Origin of the sequence: Micromonospora sp. NPDC005257 (genome assembly GCF_042872445.1) — a bacterium.
Lineage (GTDB): Bacteria > Actinomycetota > Actinomycetes > Mycobacteriales > Micromonosporaceae > Micromonospora.
Genome location: NZ_JBIAKL010000006.1, coordinates 122311 through 137221, shown reverse-complemented (window position 1 = coordinate 137221; position 14911 = coordinate 122311). Strand labels below are relative to the sequence as shown.

The window sequence follows — 14911 nt, the reverse complement described above, 5'->3', positions numbered from 1 at the left end:
AGCGGGCATGGCCGAGAGAGCGCCCTCAGCCGCGTGCGCCACGGCGACCGGCAGCAGGTCGCCCCGGCGGCGCCTGCGATGAGTGCCGCCGGTCTCCCGCCCCCCTGAGATCAGGGGCGGGACGTGGTCAGCGGTGGCCCTCCGGGCGCTGCCGCCAGCGGTCCTCCATCCGGTCGAGGAAGGAGCCCCGGCGGCCACCGCCACTGCGGCCACGGGAACGACGCCGGCTCGTTGTGCCGCCGACCACGTGCAGGTCGGGCGACTGAGATCTGCGGTGCGACTGCGCCGCGAAGATCAACGAGGCCAGCATGACGACGAAACCCGCCACTGCCACCACGGGAATCTTGATCACGGCACCGTAGATCAACAGGGCCAGACCAGCGACGACCAGGCCGGCAGCGACGAGCACGCGACGCCGCGCGTGGAAACGCGGGTCGCTGGCGCGCACGGCCGAGGCGAATTTGGGGTCCTCGGCAAGCGACCGCTCGATCTGCTCGAACAGCCGCTGCTCGTGCTCCGAGAGCGGCACGGCACTCCTCCCCGGTCACGTTGGTCGGCCCGGGCGGGCCGACAGACCGTGGCAGCCATCCGGCTGCTTACCCGCAAGTCTACGAGGGCCCCCGCGCGTCGGAAAGCGGGACGACCTACGGCCGGGCCGGTTTTTCGACTTGTCGTGTATCACGACGGCCGAGAAGACTGGCCGGACCTATGACGGACCGCCCGAATCGGGCGGCCGCCGCGTCGGCCGCCGCCTCCGCCTCACGCCAGCCGCGCTCCGGCGCGCCCAGGGTGAGCTGCTGCGGCGTCTCCCCGGCGGGGGCGAGACCTTCCATCCGGACACCGACCAGCCGAATCGGCTCGCCGGGGGCGAGCGCGGTCCACAGCGCCCAGGCCGTGTCGAACATCTCCCGGGCGGTGTCGGTGGGCACGGCGAGGGTGCGGGAGCGGCTGATCGTCCGGAAGTCGGCGAAGCGGACCTTGAGCGACACGGTGCGCCCGACCTGTCCGGCCGCGCGCAGGCGAGCGCCGGCCTTGTCGGCGAGCGCGAGCAGGGAGCGCCGGATCTCGACCGGGTCGCTCACGTCGGTGTCGAACGTGACCTCGGCGCCGATCGACTTCTCCACCTGCTCGGGCGTGACAGCGCGCGGGTCACGCCCCCGGGCCAGCTCGTGCAGTTGGGTGGCGGACGCCTCGCCCACTGCTCGACGCAGCAGGCCGGACGGCGCCTCGGCCAGGTCGCGTACGGTGCGCAGGCCGAGGCGGCGCAGCGCGTCCGCGGAGCGCTCCCCCACGCCCCACAGGGCGGACACCGGCAGCGGGTGCAGGAAGTCCAGCACCCGGGCGGCCGGGACCACGAGCAGGCCGTCGGGTTTTGCCCGGGTGGAACCGAGTTTGGCCACGAACTTGCTCGGCCCCACCCCCACCGAGCAGGTCAGTCGCTGTTCCTCGGCGACCCGGCGGCGGATCAGCGCGGCGATGTCGGCGGGCCGGCCGAACAGTCGGCGGGCGCCCGCCACGTCGAGGAACGCCTCGTCCAGCGACAGCGGCTCGACCAGCGGGGTGACGTCCCGGAAGATCTGCATGACCGCCCGCGAGGCCTCGGTGTAGGCGGCGAAGTCGGGCGGGAGGTAGACCGCGCCGGGGCAGAGCGCCCGGGCGCGGGCGGTGGGCATCGCGCTGCGGACGCCGTATCGCCGGGCCTCGTAGCTGGCGGAGCTGACCACGCCGCGCGGCCCGACGCCGCCCACCACCACCGGCCGGTTGCGCAGCTCGGGGCGGCGGCGCACCTCCACCGAGGCGTAGAACGCGTCCATGTCGACGTGCAGGACGGTGCAGCCGGTGTCGTCGGCGTCCGGCCCGAAGCGCGGATCACCGCCTCGGGGCAACGACTGGCTGCGGCCCATGCCAGCAGGCTAGCCCGCCGGTCCGACAACCCACCGCCCGCCGGCCCGGACGAACCGGGCTCAGCCGCGGACCACCAGCAGCGGGACGGTCATCTCGGCGGCGGTGTCCGCGCCGTGGTACGCCACCAGCCGCGACGCCATCGGCGGTTCGGAGCGGGTGGCGACCACCGCGTACGTGTCCCGGCAGACCACCACCACGTCGCCGATCCGGGTCAGGTGCGCCTCGGGCACCGGCCCGAACCAGCCGGTCGCCACCGCCTCGGCCCGGGTCAGCACCTGCGCGGCCGGGCCCAGCACCTCGGTCCAGGCGGCCGTCACGTCGGCCTCGGCGCCCGGCTCGACGTGCAGGTAGCGGACCCGGGGCTCACCGGCGACCACCCGTACCCCGGCCCGCAGCCGGGGGTCGGTGTCCAGGTCGATCCGGTGCCCGGCGGGCACGTCGAGCTGGCCGTGGTCGGCGGTGACCAGCAGCGCGGCGTCCGGCGGCAGCCCGTCGACGAGCCGGGCCAGCAGTGCGTCCACGTCGGCTGCGGCGGTCCGCCAGGGCGCGGAGTCAACGCCGCTGAGGTGCCCGTGCCGGTCCAGGTCGGGGTGGTAGCCGGAGACGAGCGTGGGCCCGTCCCCGGCGGCCAGCGCCGCCAGCATCCGGGCGGCGAGCGCGTCGACGCCCGCCGCGCCCCGGTAGTCGCCGCCCCGGTTGGCGGCGAGCGTCAGGCCGCTGCCGGCGAACTCGGGGCGGCTGACGACTGTGACAGCGACCCCGGCGGCGCGGGCTCGCTGGTACCAGGTGGGCACCGGCTGCCAGCTCGCCGGGTCCGGGTCGCCGGCCCAGTCGACGTGGTTGAGCACCCGGTCGGTGCCGGGCACCCGGACCGTGAAGCCGAGTACGCCGTGTGCGCCGGACGGGGTGCCGGTGCCGAGGCTGACCAGGCTGGTCGGCGTGGTGGACGGGAAGCCGGTGGTGATCGGCCGGCCGACGGTGGCGGCCAGGCCGGCGAGCGTCGGGGCGTACGGGGCGGCGACGGGGATCTGGTACCAGCCGAGGCCGTCGACGAGCAGCACCGCGATCCGGCGTACCCCGGTCAGGCCCGGGGCCAGGCCGAGCCGGTCGGCCGCGCCCGGTACGCCGAGCAGCGCCAGCGCGCTGGGCAGCACGTCGGTCAGGGCGCCGCCGTCGTAGCGCGGCGCCACCCGGTCCAGCGGGCCGGGATCCGGGACGGGCGCCGGATCGGGAGCCGGACCGGTCATGCCGGGCGGCGGGCGAACAGGTGCAGCTGGGCGGCGAGGTCGCGGTACGGGGACCGGGCGGCCAGGGCGCGCTCCAGCTCCACCAGGGCGGCCTGCTGTCCGTCGGCCACCGCGGCCGGCAGCAGGTCGGCGAGCACCCGTACCCCGTGGATCTCCTCCACGACGAGGCCGGCGGCGGTGAGCAGGGCGCTCGCGTCGGCGGCGTCGTAGCGGCGGCGCAGCGTGTCCCGGCCGCCGGTGGTGCCGTTCGGGTCGGCGGCGAGCGCGGCGGCGGCGTCCAGTTGCCCGTTCATCGCCCGGCCGAGCACGGCGGCGGCCCGGCCGGCGACGAGCACGCTCGCCGCGCCACCCGGACGCAACGCGGCGACCAACGCGGACATCACCGGTTCCGGCTCGTCGACCACCTCGAGGACGGAGTGGCAGAGCACCAGGTCGACGGTGGCCGGTTCGACGAGTCCGGTGAGGGCGTCGGCGTCGCCCTGCGTCGCGCGTACCCGATCGGCGACCCCGGCCTCGGCGGCCCGGCGGGTCAGCGCGGCGAGCGCGTCGGGGCTGGCGTCGACCACCGTGACCTGGTGACCGGCCTCGGCGAGCGGGACGGCGAAGCCGCCGGTCCCGCCGCCGACGTCGAGCACGGAGAGTCGTTCGCCGGCCCGCCGGTCCAGCTCGGCCCGGAGCACCGACCAGATGACGGCGGTGCGGGGGGTGAGGGTTCGGATCTGCTCCACGCGCCGAGCCTAGTCACCCCCCGGCCCGGGTTCAGGACTCGCCGCCTCCGGCGGGGTCGTCCTCGGCGCGGGAGCGCTGGTTGTTTGCCACCGGGCCATCGGTCACCTGGTATTCCCGCGGCTCGGCCTCGTGGGTGGGCGCCCAGTCGGCACCGAGGCGGGTCCGCCGGGCATTGGCTACGCCACTGGCGTTCGTGCGGTGAAAGGTCATCGGTTCATCCCCCATACCTCGGGTGGGCCACTCTGCCCACCCGCGTCGGGAGTCTCCCGTCTCCGGCTCGGAGAAACCGTAATGTGGATCACTCCATCAACGGAAATCCCTGGATGCCGGTGTGACGGGGGGCTCGATCGAGTCCAGCCGGTCCGCGGTGAGGTTCGTGACGCCCTCGTGCCGCTGCAGCCGGCCCCGCACCACGAGTGCTCCGCTGGTACGGGCGATTCGACGGTATCTCTGCCACAGCCCCGGGGAGCAAGTGACATTCAGCATCCCGGTCTCGTCCTCCAGGTTGAGGAACGTGACGCCGCCGGCGGTCGCCGGGCGCTGCCGGTGGGTGACGATCCCGCCGACCCGGATCCGCTGCCCGGGCGGCACCTGGCCGAGCCGGGCGATCGGCACCGCGCCCAGCGCGTCGAGGCGATCCCTGATGAACCGCGCCGGGTGGCTCTCCGGGGACAGGCCGGTGGCCCAGACGTCGGCGACCAGGCGGTCCACCGCGGCCATGCCGGGCAGGGTGGGCGGGTCCGCGCCGGTCACCGTGCCGGGCAGCCGGCCGGGCCGGTCCTGGGCCGCCGCGCCGGCGGCCCAGAGGGCCTGCCGCCGGGTCAGCCCGAAACAGGCGAAGGCATCGGCGGTGGCCAGGGCCTCCAGCTGCGCGGCGGTGAGACCGACGCGGCGGGCCAGGTCCGGCATGTCCCGGTACGGCCCGTGCGCCGCCCGCTCCGCCTCGATCCGCTCGGCCACGTCCTCGCCGAGGGTACGGACGCTGCCCAGCCCGAGCCGTACCGCCGGGCCGCCCAGTCCCCAGGCGTGCGGCGGCTCTCCGGGCACGCTGCCCCACCTGGTTTCCGCCGTGGATTCCAGCACCGCCTTGGCGCCGCTGGCGTTGATGTCCGGCCGGCGCACCTCGACGCCGTGCCGGCGGGCGTCGTCGGCGAGCGTCTGCGGCGAGTAGAAGCCCATCGGCTGGGCGTTCAGCAGCGCGGCCAGGAACGGGCCCGGGTGGTAGCGCTTGAGCCACGAGCTGGCGTACACCAGATAGGCGAAGCTCATCGCGTGGCTCTCCGGGAAGCCGTAGCTGGCGAACGCGGTGAGCTTGCGGTAGACGTCGTCGGCCAGCTCGCCGCTGATGCCCCGCTCGGCCATCCCGGCGTAGAGCCGGTCGGCGATCTGCGCCATCCGCTCCACCGAGCGCTTCGCCCCCATGGCCCGGCGCAACTGGTCGGCGCCGGCCGCGTCGAACCCGGCCAGGTCGATGGCGAGCTGCATGAGCTGCTCCTGGAACAGCGGCACGCCCAGCGTCTTCTCCAGCGCGTTGCGCATCAGCGGGTGCGCGTACGTGACCGGCTCCTGGCCGTTCTTGCGCCGGATGTACGGGTGCACCGAGCCGCCCTGGATCGGGCCGGGCCGGATCAGCGCCACCTCCACCACCAGGTCGTAGAACTCGCGCGGCTTGAGCCGGGGCAGAGTGGCCATCTGGGCGCGGCTCTCCACCTGGAACACGCCCACCGAGTCGGCCCGGCAGAGCATGTCGTAGACCTCGGGGTCGTCCAGGTCCATGTCGCCCAGGTCGAGGCGGGACCCGATCAGGTCGTAGCCGTAGTGCAGCGCCGACAGCATGCCGAGGCCGAGCAGGTCGAACTTGACCAGGCCGACGGCGGCGCAGTCGTCCTTGTCCCACTGGAGCACGCTGCGCCCGGGCATCCGGCCCCACTCCACCGGGCACACCTCGATCACCGGCCGGTCGCAGATCACCATGCCGCCGGAGTGGATGCCCAGGTGCCGGGGGAACGTCTGGAGTTCGTTCGCGTACGCGACCACCTGCTCCGGGATGTCCGCCACGTCGACCGCCGCGACCGAGCCCCACCTGTCGATCTGCTTGCTCCAGGCGTCCTGCTGGCCGGGCGAGAAACCGAACGCCTTCGCCACGTCCCGCACCGCCGACCGGGGCCGGTACGAGATGACGTTGGCGACCTGGGCGGTGTGCTCCCGGCCGTAGCGGGCGTAGACGTGCTGGATCACCTCCTCCCGGCGGTCGGACTCGATGTCCACGTCGATGTCGGGCGGGCCGTCGCGTTCCGGGGCGAGGAACCGCTCGAACAGCAGCCGGTGCCGGACCGCGTCCACGTTGGTGATGCGCAGCGCGTAGCAGACCGCCGAGTTGGCCGCCGATCCCCGGCCCTGGCAGTAGATGTCCTGCGCGCGGCAGAACGCGACGATGTCGTAGACCACCAGGAAGTAGCCGGGGAAACCGAGGTCGGAGATCATCCGCAGCTCGTGTTCCAGTTGCGCGTACGCCTCCGGGTGCGCCTCGGGCGGCCCGTAGCGCTCGCGGGCGCCGTCCATGGTCAGCCGGCGCAGCCAGCTCATCTCGGTGTGCCCGGGCGGCACCGGGTACGCCGGCAGCCTCGGCGCCACGAGCTGAAGGTCGAAGGCGAGTTCCGCGCCGTACTCGGCGGCCCGCGCCACCGCGCCCGGGTACGCGGCGAACCGCGCCGCCATCTCCGCGCCGCTGCGCAGGTGGGCGGTGGCCGCGGCGGGCAGCCAGCCGTCGATCTCGTCGAGGCTGCGCCGGGCCCGGACCGCTGCCACGGTGGTGGCCAGCCGACGCCGGCCCGGGGTGGCGTAGTGCACATTGTTCGTGGCGACCGTGGGCAGCCCGGCCGTGGCGGCCAGCTCGGCGAGCGCGTCGTTGCGGTCGGCGTCGACCGGGTGGCCGTGGTCGGTCAGCTCCACCGCCACCGTCTCCGCGCCGAACAACGCGGTGAGCCGGTCCAGCTCCCGGGCCGCTGCGTCGACGCCCTCGGTGAGCAGCGCCGCGGGCACGTGCCCCTTGCGGCAGCCGGTGAGCACCAGCACGTGGTCGCGCAGCTCGGCGGCGATCTCCTCCAGCTCGCCGTAGACCGGGCGGCCCTTCTCCCCGCCGCGCAGCTGGGCCCGGGAGATGGTGGCGGCCAGACGCGCGTACCCCTCGTGGCCGTGCGCGAGCACCAGCAGGTGCCGGCCGAGCGGGTCGGGTTCGCCGTTCTGCGGGCCGGGCAGCCCGAGGGACAGTTCCGCGCCGAAGATCGTCGGCAGCCGCAGCGCGCGGGCCGCCTCGGCGAAGCGCACCACGCCGTAGAAGCCGTCGTGGTCGGTGACGGCGAGCGCGGTCAGCCCGAGCCGGGCCGCCTCCTCGGCCAGCTCCTCCGGGTGGCTGGCCCCGTCGAGGAAGCTGAAGTTGGAGTGCGCGTGCAGCTCCGCGTAGGGCACGACGTCGTCCGGGCGGACCAGCTCCGGCGACCGGTATTCCTGGCGCTTGCGGCTCCACGCCGGTGAGTCGCCGCCGTCGGCGTCGACCGCGAGCGGGTCGACCACGTGCAGGTGCCGCTCGCCCTTGGCCCGCCCGGAGAGCACCTGCTCCAGCTTCGACCACGGCATCTTCGGGTTGTGGAAGCTCATCCCGCGCTCCCCCGGCGCTCAGTCATAGATCGCCTCCACCAGCCACTGCCCGCCCTCGACCGCGAGCAGCAGCGCGGCGCCGTCGGCCAGGCACACCTGGAACCGGGCCCGGCGGCACGCCTCGGCCGGCGCCCACCAGCGCTCGTCCACCGGCCACGGCCCGGCCCAGCCGGTGATCTCGGCCGGGCGCCCGTCACCGACCGTCAACCGGGCCGGCGCCGCGCTGACCGCCAGCCGCGCGCTCACCACGACCGGCTCCCCGGCCGCGTCGCGCACGTCGGCCGGCAACGGGGCGGGCAGCACCACGGCCGGTGACGGTGGCGGGATCCGGCCCGGCCACGGCGGCGCGGCCACCGCCCGGCCCCGCCCGGTCCGCCGCCCCGCACCACCCCCAGCGGGTACGACGGCCGGGGACGCCGGTGCCGGTGGCGGTGCGGCGGGCGGCAGGGGTGGCGGACCGGGGCGCGCGGGCACCCGCTCGTCGCCCCACGGGACCAGGCGCACCTGGTCGGCCGGGGAACGTCCGCCGCCGAGCACGGCGGTGACCACCGCCTCGGGGCCGAGGATGCCCTGCACCCGGTTCAGCGCGCGGTGCGCCCGCTCCCGCTCCTCTCCGGTCTCCCCCCACAGCCCGGGTTGCAGGCCCGCCTGGGCGAGCACCCCGTCGGGCACCAGCCGCAAGCGGACGATCCCGGCGGTGGGCCGGACCGGACGCGTCCCGCCCCGGCCGTTGCTGCCGGAGAGCCAGCCGTCGAGCTGCCAGCGGACCCGGTCGGCGATGGCCGCGGCGGTGAGCAGGCCATCGTGCCGCCAGACCCGGTGCAGTTCCTGGCCGTGCGCGGTGACCGCCTCGATGCCGAGGCGGGTGCAGGCCAGCCCGTAGCCGGCCAGCCGCTCGTGCAGCCGCTCGGCGAGCGTGCGGGCGGCGAACGCGGCCGCGTCGACCCGGTCGATCGGCTCGTCGTGGTCGGCGGTGACGGTCAGGTCGGCGGGCGGCTGCCGGACCGCCAGCGGACGGTCGTCCCGGCCGGCGGCGAGCCGGTGCGCCAGCGCCCCGTCGAAGCCGAACCGGGCCAGCACGTCCCCGGCCGGCAGCGCCGCGAAGTCGCCGAGCGTGCGTACGCCGAGCCGGCGCAGCAGGTCGGCCAGGGCGGGCCGGCCGAGCGCCTCGACCGGGCGGCCGGCCAGGAACTCGCGGGTGCCGCCGGGGGGCACGATCCGCCCCTCCCGGGCGGCCAGCCCGGCCGCGAACACCCCGTCGGCGATGCCGGCCTGGCTCTCCACCGCGCAACTCTGCGCGACGTGCTCCACGATCCGCTCGGCCGCCGCCTCCTCGCCGCCGAGGTAGCGGCTCGGCCCCCGGGCCGCCGTGGCGCAGACGCCGGGCCGGATCACCTCGACGCCGGCGACCACCTCCTCCACGGCGGCCACCACCGGCTCGAACGCGCGCACGTCCCGGGCGGGGTCGTGGTCGACCACTGTGAGGTGCGGGCAGCGCCCCTGCGCCTCGCGGCGGCGCAGCCCGCGCCGGATCCCCTCGGCGCGGGCCCGCTCGGAGCAGGCGATCACCCGGTTGGCGTGCAGCACCACGACCGGGTCGGTGGCGGGCACCCCGTCGACGATCTCGGCGGCGAGGACCGGCCAGTCCGGGCACCAGAGCAGCAGCGTCCGCTGCGGTACGCCGCTCACGCCGGACCGGCAGCGGCGAGCGTGCGGGCGGGTGGGGCGACCACGTGCAGCCGGCGCAACGGCGCGGCGGACGGGGCGCCGAGCCCGACCGAGTGGGGGATCACCCGGGTCAGCTCGTCGCCGGGCAACCACACCTTGATCTCCTTGGGGCGGGCGGCCGCGCCCCGGCCCCGGGCCGAGACGGTCACCTCGCGGCGGCGCAGCCGCCCGCGACCGGGGCCGAGCCCCTGCCAGACGCCCCGGACCACCTGGAGCGTGACGTCCGCGCCGTCCCACCTGCCGTACGGGACGAGCACGCTTCCGCGCTGCCGGGCGCGGGCGGCCAGCCGGGTCGCGACCGAGGCGGAGACGGTGGCCGGCACGGCGGTGACCACCACGTCGACCCCGTCGATGAGCGCGGCGACCACTGTGGGCCACTCCGGCCCGGGGTCGGGCACCAGGGCCAGCCGGTCCAGGGCGATGCCCGCCTCGGCCGCCGCGCCGGCCCCGAAGGTGGGTACGCCGACCACCGCGCACCACGAGCCGGCCCGGGACGCCTCGGCGAGCAGCGCGAGGATCAGCGAGGTGGCGCCGCTGCGCCGGGGCCGGCCGGCGCCGACCGCTACGGTGCTGCCACGCCGCAGGCCGCGGTTGGGCAGCAGCCCGGTCAGCTCGGCCCGGACGGGCAGTACCCGGTGGCCGCCGGCCGGGTCGGGCGTGCTCGCCGGACGGACCAGGTCGGCCAGGGCGGCGGAACCGACCACCATGCGGCCCGCCATCGGACCAACCCCCCGTCGTGTTTCGCCACGGGCCTCACCCGTGGATGGTGCTGTGGATCGTGTCGTGCGCGGCACGCGTGTGCCGGGGCGTGGCGCCCGGCCACCCGGAGTCCCGCCGGTGGTGGCCGGGCGCCACGAATCAGGCGGCTGCTGCTCCGGGCCGGGGCGGGGTGTCGGAGACGCCGCGCCGCAGCGGGCGGGGCAGGCCGTCGAGCACCGGCTGGTGGGCCTGTCCGAGCGCGGTCTCCACCACCGTCACGAACTCCTCGGCGGCGCGCAGCAGGTCGTCGGCCTCCCGGGCGGTCACCACGCGGGGGATGCCGGCCTCGGCGGCGGCCCGCTTGCTCGCGCCGGCGGCGAAGTAGGCGGCCCACTCGTCCAGTTCGGGGGCGACGGTGGCGAGCAGCACCCAGACGCTGGTGATCCGGTTCCGGCGGGTGGGCGCGGGGCGGGCGCGGGCGGCGAGCACGGCGGCGGCGGCGCGCAGCGCCGCGAGGTGGGCGGCGGCGTACCGGAGGCCGTCGGGACGGGTGCGGGCGGCCTCGGCCAGCCCGTCGCGGGCCACCGCGAGCAACTGGGTGGGGGTGCGGTGCGGCAGCACGTGCGCGGGCACCGTGGGCGCCTGGGCCGGACTGGTCGGCATGGGTCTCTCCTCCGCGTGTGGCCGGGGCGGGCGCTCGGGCGACGGGGAACGTCGCCCGGTCGCCCGGAGCGGTCGGTGCGGAGGAAGACGCACCTTGTGGCGGCCGGCCGGATGTGGACGCTTCCCCACACCCACACCCGGCCGGCGTGCCGGCGGGTCCGTCGTCCGCCGCCCGGGGGTCGTGGGCGGCGGACGACGACCTGCCTGACGGGCCCGGACTCGCGACTGTCCGAGACCCGGTGCGGCCCGCGGTGCCGCACCTCCCGGAAGCCGGTGCCGCGAAACACCGCTTCCGGAGCGTTCGACGGGTGCGCGACCGGCTCGGATCAGGCCGGGCCAGCCGGGGAGCTGAGCCGCTTGCCGTTGAACCGAATCAAACTGCGAGCCGAATCGAACACTCGTTCTAACTACCCTGACAGTACACCTCCCCACCGACGAAAACGCAACGTGTGACGCGCCGCGACGCACGGGAGGACAACGGCCCCCGGCGGGCCCGCGCGCGGGTGGGGGAAGAATGGGGGGATGCAGCCACACCCGAACGTGCAGGCGGTGCAGCGCGCGCTCGACGAGGCGGGCGCGCGGAACGGATCGGGCGAGGCCAGCCTGGTCCGACTGCTGCCCGACGCGGTGCACACCGCCGCCGCGGCGGCCGAGGCGCTCGGCGTCGCCGCCGGCGCCATCGCCAACTCGCTGATCTTCGACGCGGACGACGCGCCGCTGCTGGTGCTCACCTCCGGCGCGCACCGGGTGGACACCGCGGGGCTGGCCGCCACGCTGGGCGTGACCCACCTGCGCCGGGCCACCCCGGAGTTCGTCAAGCGGCACACCGGGCAGGTGATCGGCGGCGTCGCCCCGGTCGGCCACCCCGCGCCGCTGCGCACCGTCGTGGACACCGCGCTGGCCGGGTACGACGAGGTGTGGGCGGCCGGCGGCGTGCCCCGGGCGGTGTTCCCCACCACGTACGCGGAACTGCTGCGGATCACCACCGGCACCCCGGCCGAGGTGGCGTGAACCCCGAACTCGTCACGCTGCACGTGTGGCGTGTGCCCCGGCGGGCCGTACCCGGTGTGCTGACCCGGATGGCCACCCACCCGGCCCGGCTGCGCCGGCTACCCGGCGTCCGCTTCGCCAAGCTGCTCGGCACCGGGACCGGCACCGGCTTCGGCCCCGGCGACGCCGACCTGACCCGGTGGGCCGCGCTCGTGGTCTGGGACTCCCCCGCCGACGCGGCCGGCTTCGACGCCTCCCCGGTCGCCCGCTCCTGGGCCCGGATCGCCCGCGCCGCGGTACGGGTGGACCTGCGCCCGCTGACCAGCCGCGGCCGATGGTCCGGCCGGGAGCCGTTCGGCACGCCGTCCGGCGGGCGGGTCACCGGGCCGGTGCTGGCGCTGACCCGGGCCCGGCTGCGGGCCCGGCGGGCGGCCACGTTCTGGCGCGCGATCCCACCGGTCGCCGGCGCGCTGCACACCTCGCCCGGCCTGCTCGCCCGGTTCGGCGTCGGCGAGGCGCCGCTGGGCTGGCAGGGCACGGTGAGCGTGTGGCGCGACCCGGCGGACCTCGTCGCGTTCGCGTACCGTTCCCCGGAGCACCGCGCCGCGATCACCCGCACCCCCACCGAGGGCTGGTACGCGGAGGAGCTGTTCGCGCGGTTCGCGGTGGGCGACGTGGTCGGCGACCGTACGGTGCTCGGCTGGGCCGCCGAGGGCGGCCCGGAGACGGTGAGAGGGCGCTCATGAGGCTGGTGCGGTGGACCCCGGACGACCTGGTCCGGCGGCTGGACGACGTGGTGGCCGTCTACGGCGAGGCGATGGGCTACCGGCCCGATCTGCTGGAGGCCCGCCGCGGCTACATCGCCACCCACGTACGCCGCCCCGGCTTCCGCGCCGTCGCCAGCCTGACCAACGAGGGACACCTGGCCGGTTTCGGGTACGGCTACCGGGGCGCCACCGGGCAGTGGTGGCACGACCAGGTGCACCGGGCGCTGAACGCGCAGGCCCGGCAGCGCTGGCTGACCCACCCGTTCGAGGTGGTGGAGCTGCACGTTCGCCCGCCCGCGCAGGGGCACGGCCTGGGCGCCCGCCAGTTGCGCGCGCTGCTCGCCGTGGCCGAGGGCGACACCACGCTGCTCTCCACCCCGGAGGCCGACGAGGAGAAGTCCCGGGCCTGGCGGCTGTACCGCCGGTTCGGCTTCGTCGACGTCCTGCGCCACTTCCACTTCCCCGGCGACGAGCGGCCGTTCGGCGTGCTCGGCCGGGACCTGCCGCTGCCCCCGCCGGACGCCCCGTGAGCGCGAGGAGTGAGCCGGGCCTGCGAGCCCCGCAGTCGCGAACGAAAGAGGGCACCGTGAGCGCTCGGCTGCCCTGGGCGCTGCTGGCCGTGCTGGTGCTCGCCCAGATCTGCTATCCGCTCACCGGCGGCGCGACCCGGGCCGGGCTCACGGTGGCCACGGTGGTGCTCGGCTGGCTGCTCTCGGTCGGCCACGCGCTGCTCACCCGGGGCGCCCGTACCGCCGCCGCGCTCGTCGCGGTCGTCACCGGCGGCGGGTTCGCGGTGGAGGCGATCGGCGTGGCCACCGGGTTCCCGTTCGGCACCTACGACTACTCCGGGGAGCTGGGCCCGAAGCTGGCCGGGGTGCCGCTGATCATCCCGCTCGCCTGGACCTGGATGGCCTGGCCGGCATGGCTCACCGCGGTCCGGCTGGTCCGCTCCCGGGTCGCGCGAATCGCGCTCTCGGCCGTCGGGCTGGCCGCCTGGGACCTGTTCCTCGACCCGCAGATGGTGGCCGAGGGCTACTGGACCTGGCGCGACGCCACCCCGGCGCTGCCCGGGCTGCCCGGCATCCCGGTCAGCAACTACCTGGGCTGGCTGGGCTTCGCTGTGCTGCTGGCCGTCGCGCTGCGCCCGCTCGCCGGGCCGTCGGTGGACCGGGTCGACGGCCGGGACGCCCCGATGTTCGCGCTCTACCTCTGGACGTACGCCTCCAGCGTGCTGGCGCACGCGGTGTTCCTGCGGCTGCCGGCGTCGGCGCTGTGGGGCGCGGCCGGCATGGCGGTGGCGGCGGTGCCGCTGGCGGTGACGCTGTGGCGGGCCCGCCGGGACCGGGCCGCCGAGCCGGCGCCGGCGCCGCGCGTCGACGCCCCGGCATGATCGCCGCCCTCGCGCTGGCCGTGGCGGTCGCCGCGCTCACCGCGCACACGCTCGTCAACGCGCTCGCCTGGCTGCGCCGCCCGGCCACCGGCCCGGCCGAGGTGACCGAGCCGGTGGCGGTGCTGCTGCCGCTGCGCGACGAGGCCGAGCGGGTCACCCCGTGCCTGCGCGCGCTGCTGGCCCAGCGCGGGGTGCCGGACCTGCGGATCGTGGTGCTCGACGACGGTTCCACCGACGGCACCGCCGACGTGGTCCGCGCGGTGGCCGGTGACGATCCCCGGGTCACGCTGCTCACCGGCGTCGCCCCGCCGCCGGACTGGCTGGGCAAGCCGCACGCCTGCTGGCAGCTCGCCACCCGGACCGCCCCGGAGCCGACGGTGCTGGCCTTCGTCGACGCGGACGTGGTGCTCACCCCGTACGCGGTGGCGGCGGCGGTCACCGAGTTGCGCGCGGCCGACGCGGCGCTGCTGTCGCCGTACCCCCGGATCGTGGTGCGGACGGCGGCCGACCGGCTGGTGCAGCCGCTGTTGCAGTGGTTGTGGCTGACGTTCCTGCCGCTGCGCGCGATGGAACGCTCGCGGCGGCCCTCGCTGGCCGCTGCGGGCGGGCAGTTCCTGGTCGTGGACCGGGCCGGCTACCTGCGGGCCGGCGGGCACGCGGCGGTGGCCGACAAGGTGCTGGAGGACATCGAGCTGGCCCGGGCGGTGAAACGGGCCGGCGGGCGGATCGCGCTGGCCGACGGATCCAAGCTGGCGTCCTGCCGGATGTACGACACCTGGCCGCAGCTGCGCGACGGCTACACCAAGTCGCTGTGGGCGACGTTCGGGCATCCCACCGCCGCGGCGGCCGTGCTGGCGCTGCTGTTCGCGCTCTACGTCGCGCCGCCGCTGCTGGCCGTCGGGGCGCTGCTCGCGGGCGCACCGGCGGTGGCGGCCGTGGCGTTCCTGGCCTACCTGGCCGGTGTCGCCGGGCGGGTGGTCAGCGCCCGCGCCACCGGCGGACGGGCGTGGCCCGACGCGCTGGGCCACCCCGTGTCGGTCGTGGTCCTCGGTTGGCTGACCGTCCGGTCGTACCATCTGCGGAAGCGGCGCCGGCTCACCTGGCGGGGTCGCCCGGTCACCTAGGAGGGGCACGCC

Annotated in this window: 14 protein-coding genes; 5 read left to right on the top strand and 9 right to left on the bottom strand. The window is 76.3% G+C overall.

The window, feature by feature from the left end:
• Window positions 1-127: 127 nt before the first annotated feature.
• The 9 genes from ACFYO8_RS15000 to ACFYO8_RS14960 form a co-directional block, all read right to left on the bottom strand.
• Window positions 128-529: a DUF3040 domain-containing protein gene (locus ACFYO8_RS15000; RefSeq protein WP_354870122.1), complete on the bottom strand. Its 402-nt coding sequence runs from the start codon at window positions 527-529 to the stop codon at window positions 128-130.
• Between the two features lie 115 nt (window positions 530-644).
• Window positions 645-1904 carry a DNA polymerase IV gene (locus ACFYO8_RS14995; RefSeq protein ID WP_354870119.1) on the bottom strand — a complete coding sequence of 420 codons (1260 nt, stop codon included), beginning with the start codon at window positions 1902-1904 and terminating at the stop codon, window positions 645-647.
• A gap of 60 nt (window positions 1905-1964) precedes the next feature.
• Window positions 1965-3152, bottom strand: coding sequence for a nucleotide pyrophosphatase/phosphodiesterase family protein (locus ACFYO8_RS14990; protein ID WP_354870117.1), 1188 nt, complete (start codon window positions 3150-3152; stop codon window positions 1965-1967).
• A complete protein-coding gene (locus ACFYO8_RS14985) occupies window positions 3149-3880 on the bottom strand; it encodes a methyltransferase domain-containing protein (protein ID WP_354870115.1) in 732 nt (243 codons plus the stop codon). Before ACFYO8_RS14985 ends, ACFYO8_RS14990 begins: the two co-directional genes overlap by 4 nt.
• A 31-nt stretch (window positions 3881-3911) precedes the next feature.
• Window positions 3912-4091 (bottom strand): hypothetical protein, encoded by a 180-nt coding sequence (locus ACFYO8_RS14980; protein WP_355015114.1) that lies wholly within the window; start codon window positions 4089-4091, stop codon window positions 3912-3914.
• Between the two features lie 96 nt (window positions 4092-4187).
• Window positions 4188-7538 carry an error-prone DNA polymerase gene (locus ACFYO8_RS14975; RefSeq protein WP_387257270.1) on the bottom strand — a complete coding sequence of 1117 codons (3351 nt, stop codon included), beginning with the start codon at window positions 7536-7538 and terminating at the stop codon, window positions 4188-4190.
• An 18-nt stretch (window positions 7539-7556) separates the two neighbouring features.
• Window positions 7557-9227: a DNA polymerase Y family protein gene (locus ACFYO8_RS14970; RefSeq protein ID WP_354870107.1), complete on the bottom strand. Its 1671-nt coding sequence runs from the start codon at window positions 9225-9227 to the stop codon at window positions 7557-7559.
• Window positions 9224-9985 (bottom strand): hypothetical protein, encoded by a 762-nt coding sequence (locus ACFYO8_RS14965; protein WP_354870104.1) that lies wholly within the window; start codon window positions 9983-9985, stop codon window positions 9224-9226. Before ACFYO8_RS14965 ends, ACFYO8_RS14970 begins: the two co-directional genes overlap by 4 nt.
• A 139-nt stretch (window positions 9986-10124) precedes the next feature.
• Window positions 10125-10628: an SAV_6107 family HEPN domain-containing protein gene (locus tag ACFYO8_RS14960; protein WP_354870103.1), complete on the bottom strand. Its 504-nt coding sequence runs from the start codon at window positions 10626-10628 to the stop codon at window positions 10125-10127.
• Between the two features lie 522 nt (window positions 10629-11150).
• On the opposite strand from ACFYO8_RS14960, the gene ACFYO8_RS14955 reads away from it, so the two are divergent.
• Genes ACFYO8_RS14955 through ACFYO8_RS14935 form a run of 5 tightly spaced genes read left to right on the top strand, consistent with a single transcriptional unit; the run spans window position 11151 to window position 14899 of the window.
• Window positions 11151-11639 carry a YbaK/EbsC family protein gene (locus tag ACFYO8_RS14955; protein ID WP_354870101.1) on the top strand — a complete coding sequence of 163 codons (489 nt, stop codon included), beginning with the start codon at window positions 11151-11153 and terminating at the stop codon, window positions 11637-11639.
• The gene (locus tag ACFYO8_RS14950) at window positions 11636-12364 is read left to right on the top strand and encodes a monooxygenase (protein ID WP_354870098.1); all 729 of its coding nucleotides are present in this window, start codon (window positions 11636-11638) and stop codon (window positions 12362-12364) included. Before ACFYO8_RS14955 ends, ACFYO8_RS14950 begins: the two co-directional genes overlap by 4 nt.
• The gene (locus ACFYO8_RS14945) at window positions 12361-12915 is read left to right on the top strand and encodes a GNAT family N-acetyltransferase (protein WP_354870095.1); all 555 of its coding nucleotides are present in this window, start codon (window positions 12361-12363) and stop codon (window positions 12913-12915) included. The genes ACFYO8_RS14950 and ACFYO8_RS14945 overlap by 4 nt, the downstream gene beginning before the upstream one ends.
• Before the next feature lie 56 nt (window positions 12916-12971).
• Window positions 12972-13775, top strand: a complete 804-nt coding sequence (locus ACFYO8_RS14940) for a carotenoid biosynthesis protein (protein ID WP_354870092.1) — start codon at window positions 12972-12974, stop codon at window positions 13773-13775.
• Entirely contained in the window at window positions 13772-14899 is a 1128-nt protein-coding gene (locus tag ACFYO8_RS14935) for a glycosyltransferase family A protein (RefSeq protein ID WP_354870091.1), read from the top strand. The genes ACFYO8_RS14940 and ACFYO8_RS14935 overlap by 4 nt, the downstream gene beginning before the upstream one ends.
• The last annotated feature ends 12 nt before the right edge of the window (window positions 14900-14911 follow it).

Excerpts from the sequence above, each read along its gene's own strand:
- ACFYO8_RS14995 (WP_354870119.1), bottom strand. The coding sequence starts at position 1,904 with ATGGGCCGCAGCCAGTCGTTGCCCCGAGGCGGTGATCCGCGCTTCGGG.
- ACFYO8_RS14960 (WP_354870103.1), bottom strand. The coding sequence starts at position 10,628 with ATGCCGACCAGTCCGGCCCAGGCGCCCACGGTGCCCGCGCACGTGCTG.
- ACFYO8_RS14975 (WP_387257270.1), bottom strand. The coding sequence starts at position 7,538 with ATGAGCTTCCACAACCCGAAGATGCCGTGGTCGAAGCTGGAGCAGGTG.
- ACFYO8_RS14965 (WP_354870104.1), bottom strand. The coding sequence starts at position 9,985 with ATGGCGGGCCGCATGGTGGTCGGTTCCGCCGCCCTGGCCGACCTGGTC.
- ACFYO8_RS14945 (WP_354870095.1), top strand. The coding sequence starts at position 12,361 with ATGAGGCTGGTGCGGTGGACCCCGGACGACCTGGTCCGGCGGCTGGAC.
- ACFYO8_RS14935 (WP_354870091.1), top strand. The coding sequence starts at position 13,772 with ATGATCGCCGCCCTCGCGCTGGCCGTGGCGGTCGCCGCGCTCACCGCG.
- ACFYO8_RS14990 (WP_354870117.1), bottom strand. The coding sequence starts at position 3,152 with ATGACCGGTCCGGCTCCCGATCCGGCGCCCGTCCCGGATCCCGGCCCG.
- ACFYO8_RS14955 (WP_354870101.1), top strand. The coding sequence starts at position 11,151 with ATGCAGCCACACCCGAACGTGCAGGCGGTGCAGCGCGCGCTCGACGAG.
- ACFYO8_RS14980 (WP_355015114.1), bottom strand. The coding sequence starts at position 4,091 with ATGACCTTTCACCGCACGAACGCCAGTGGCGTAGCCAATGCCCGGCGG.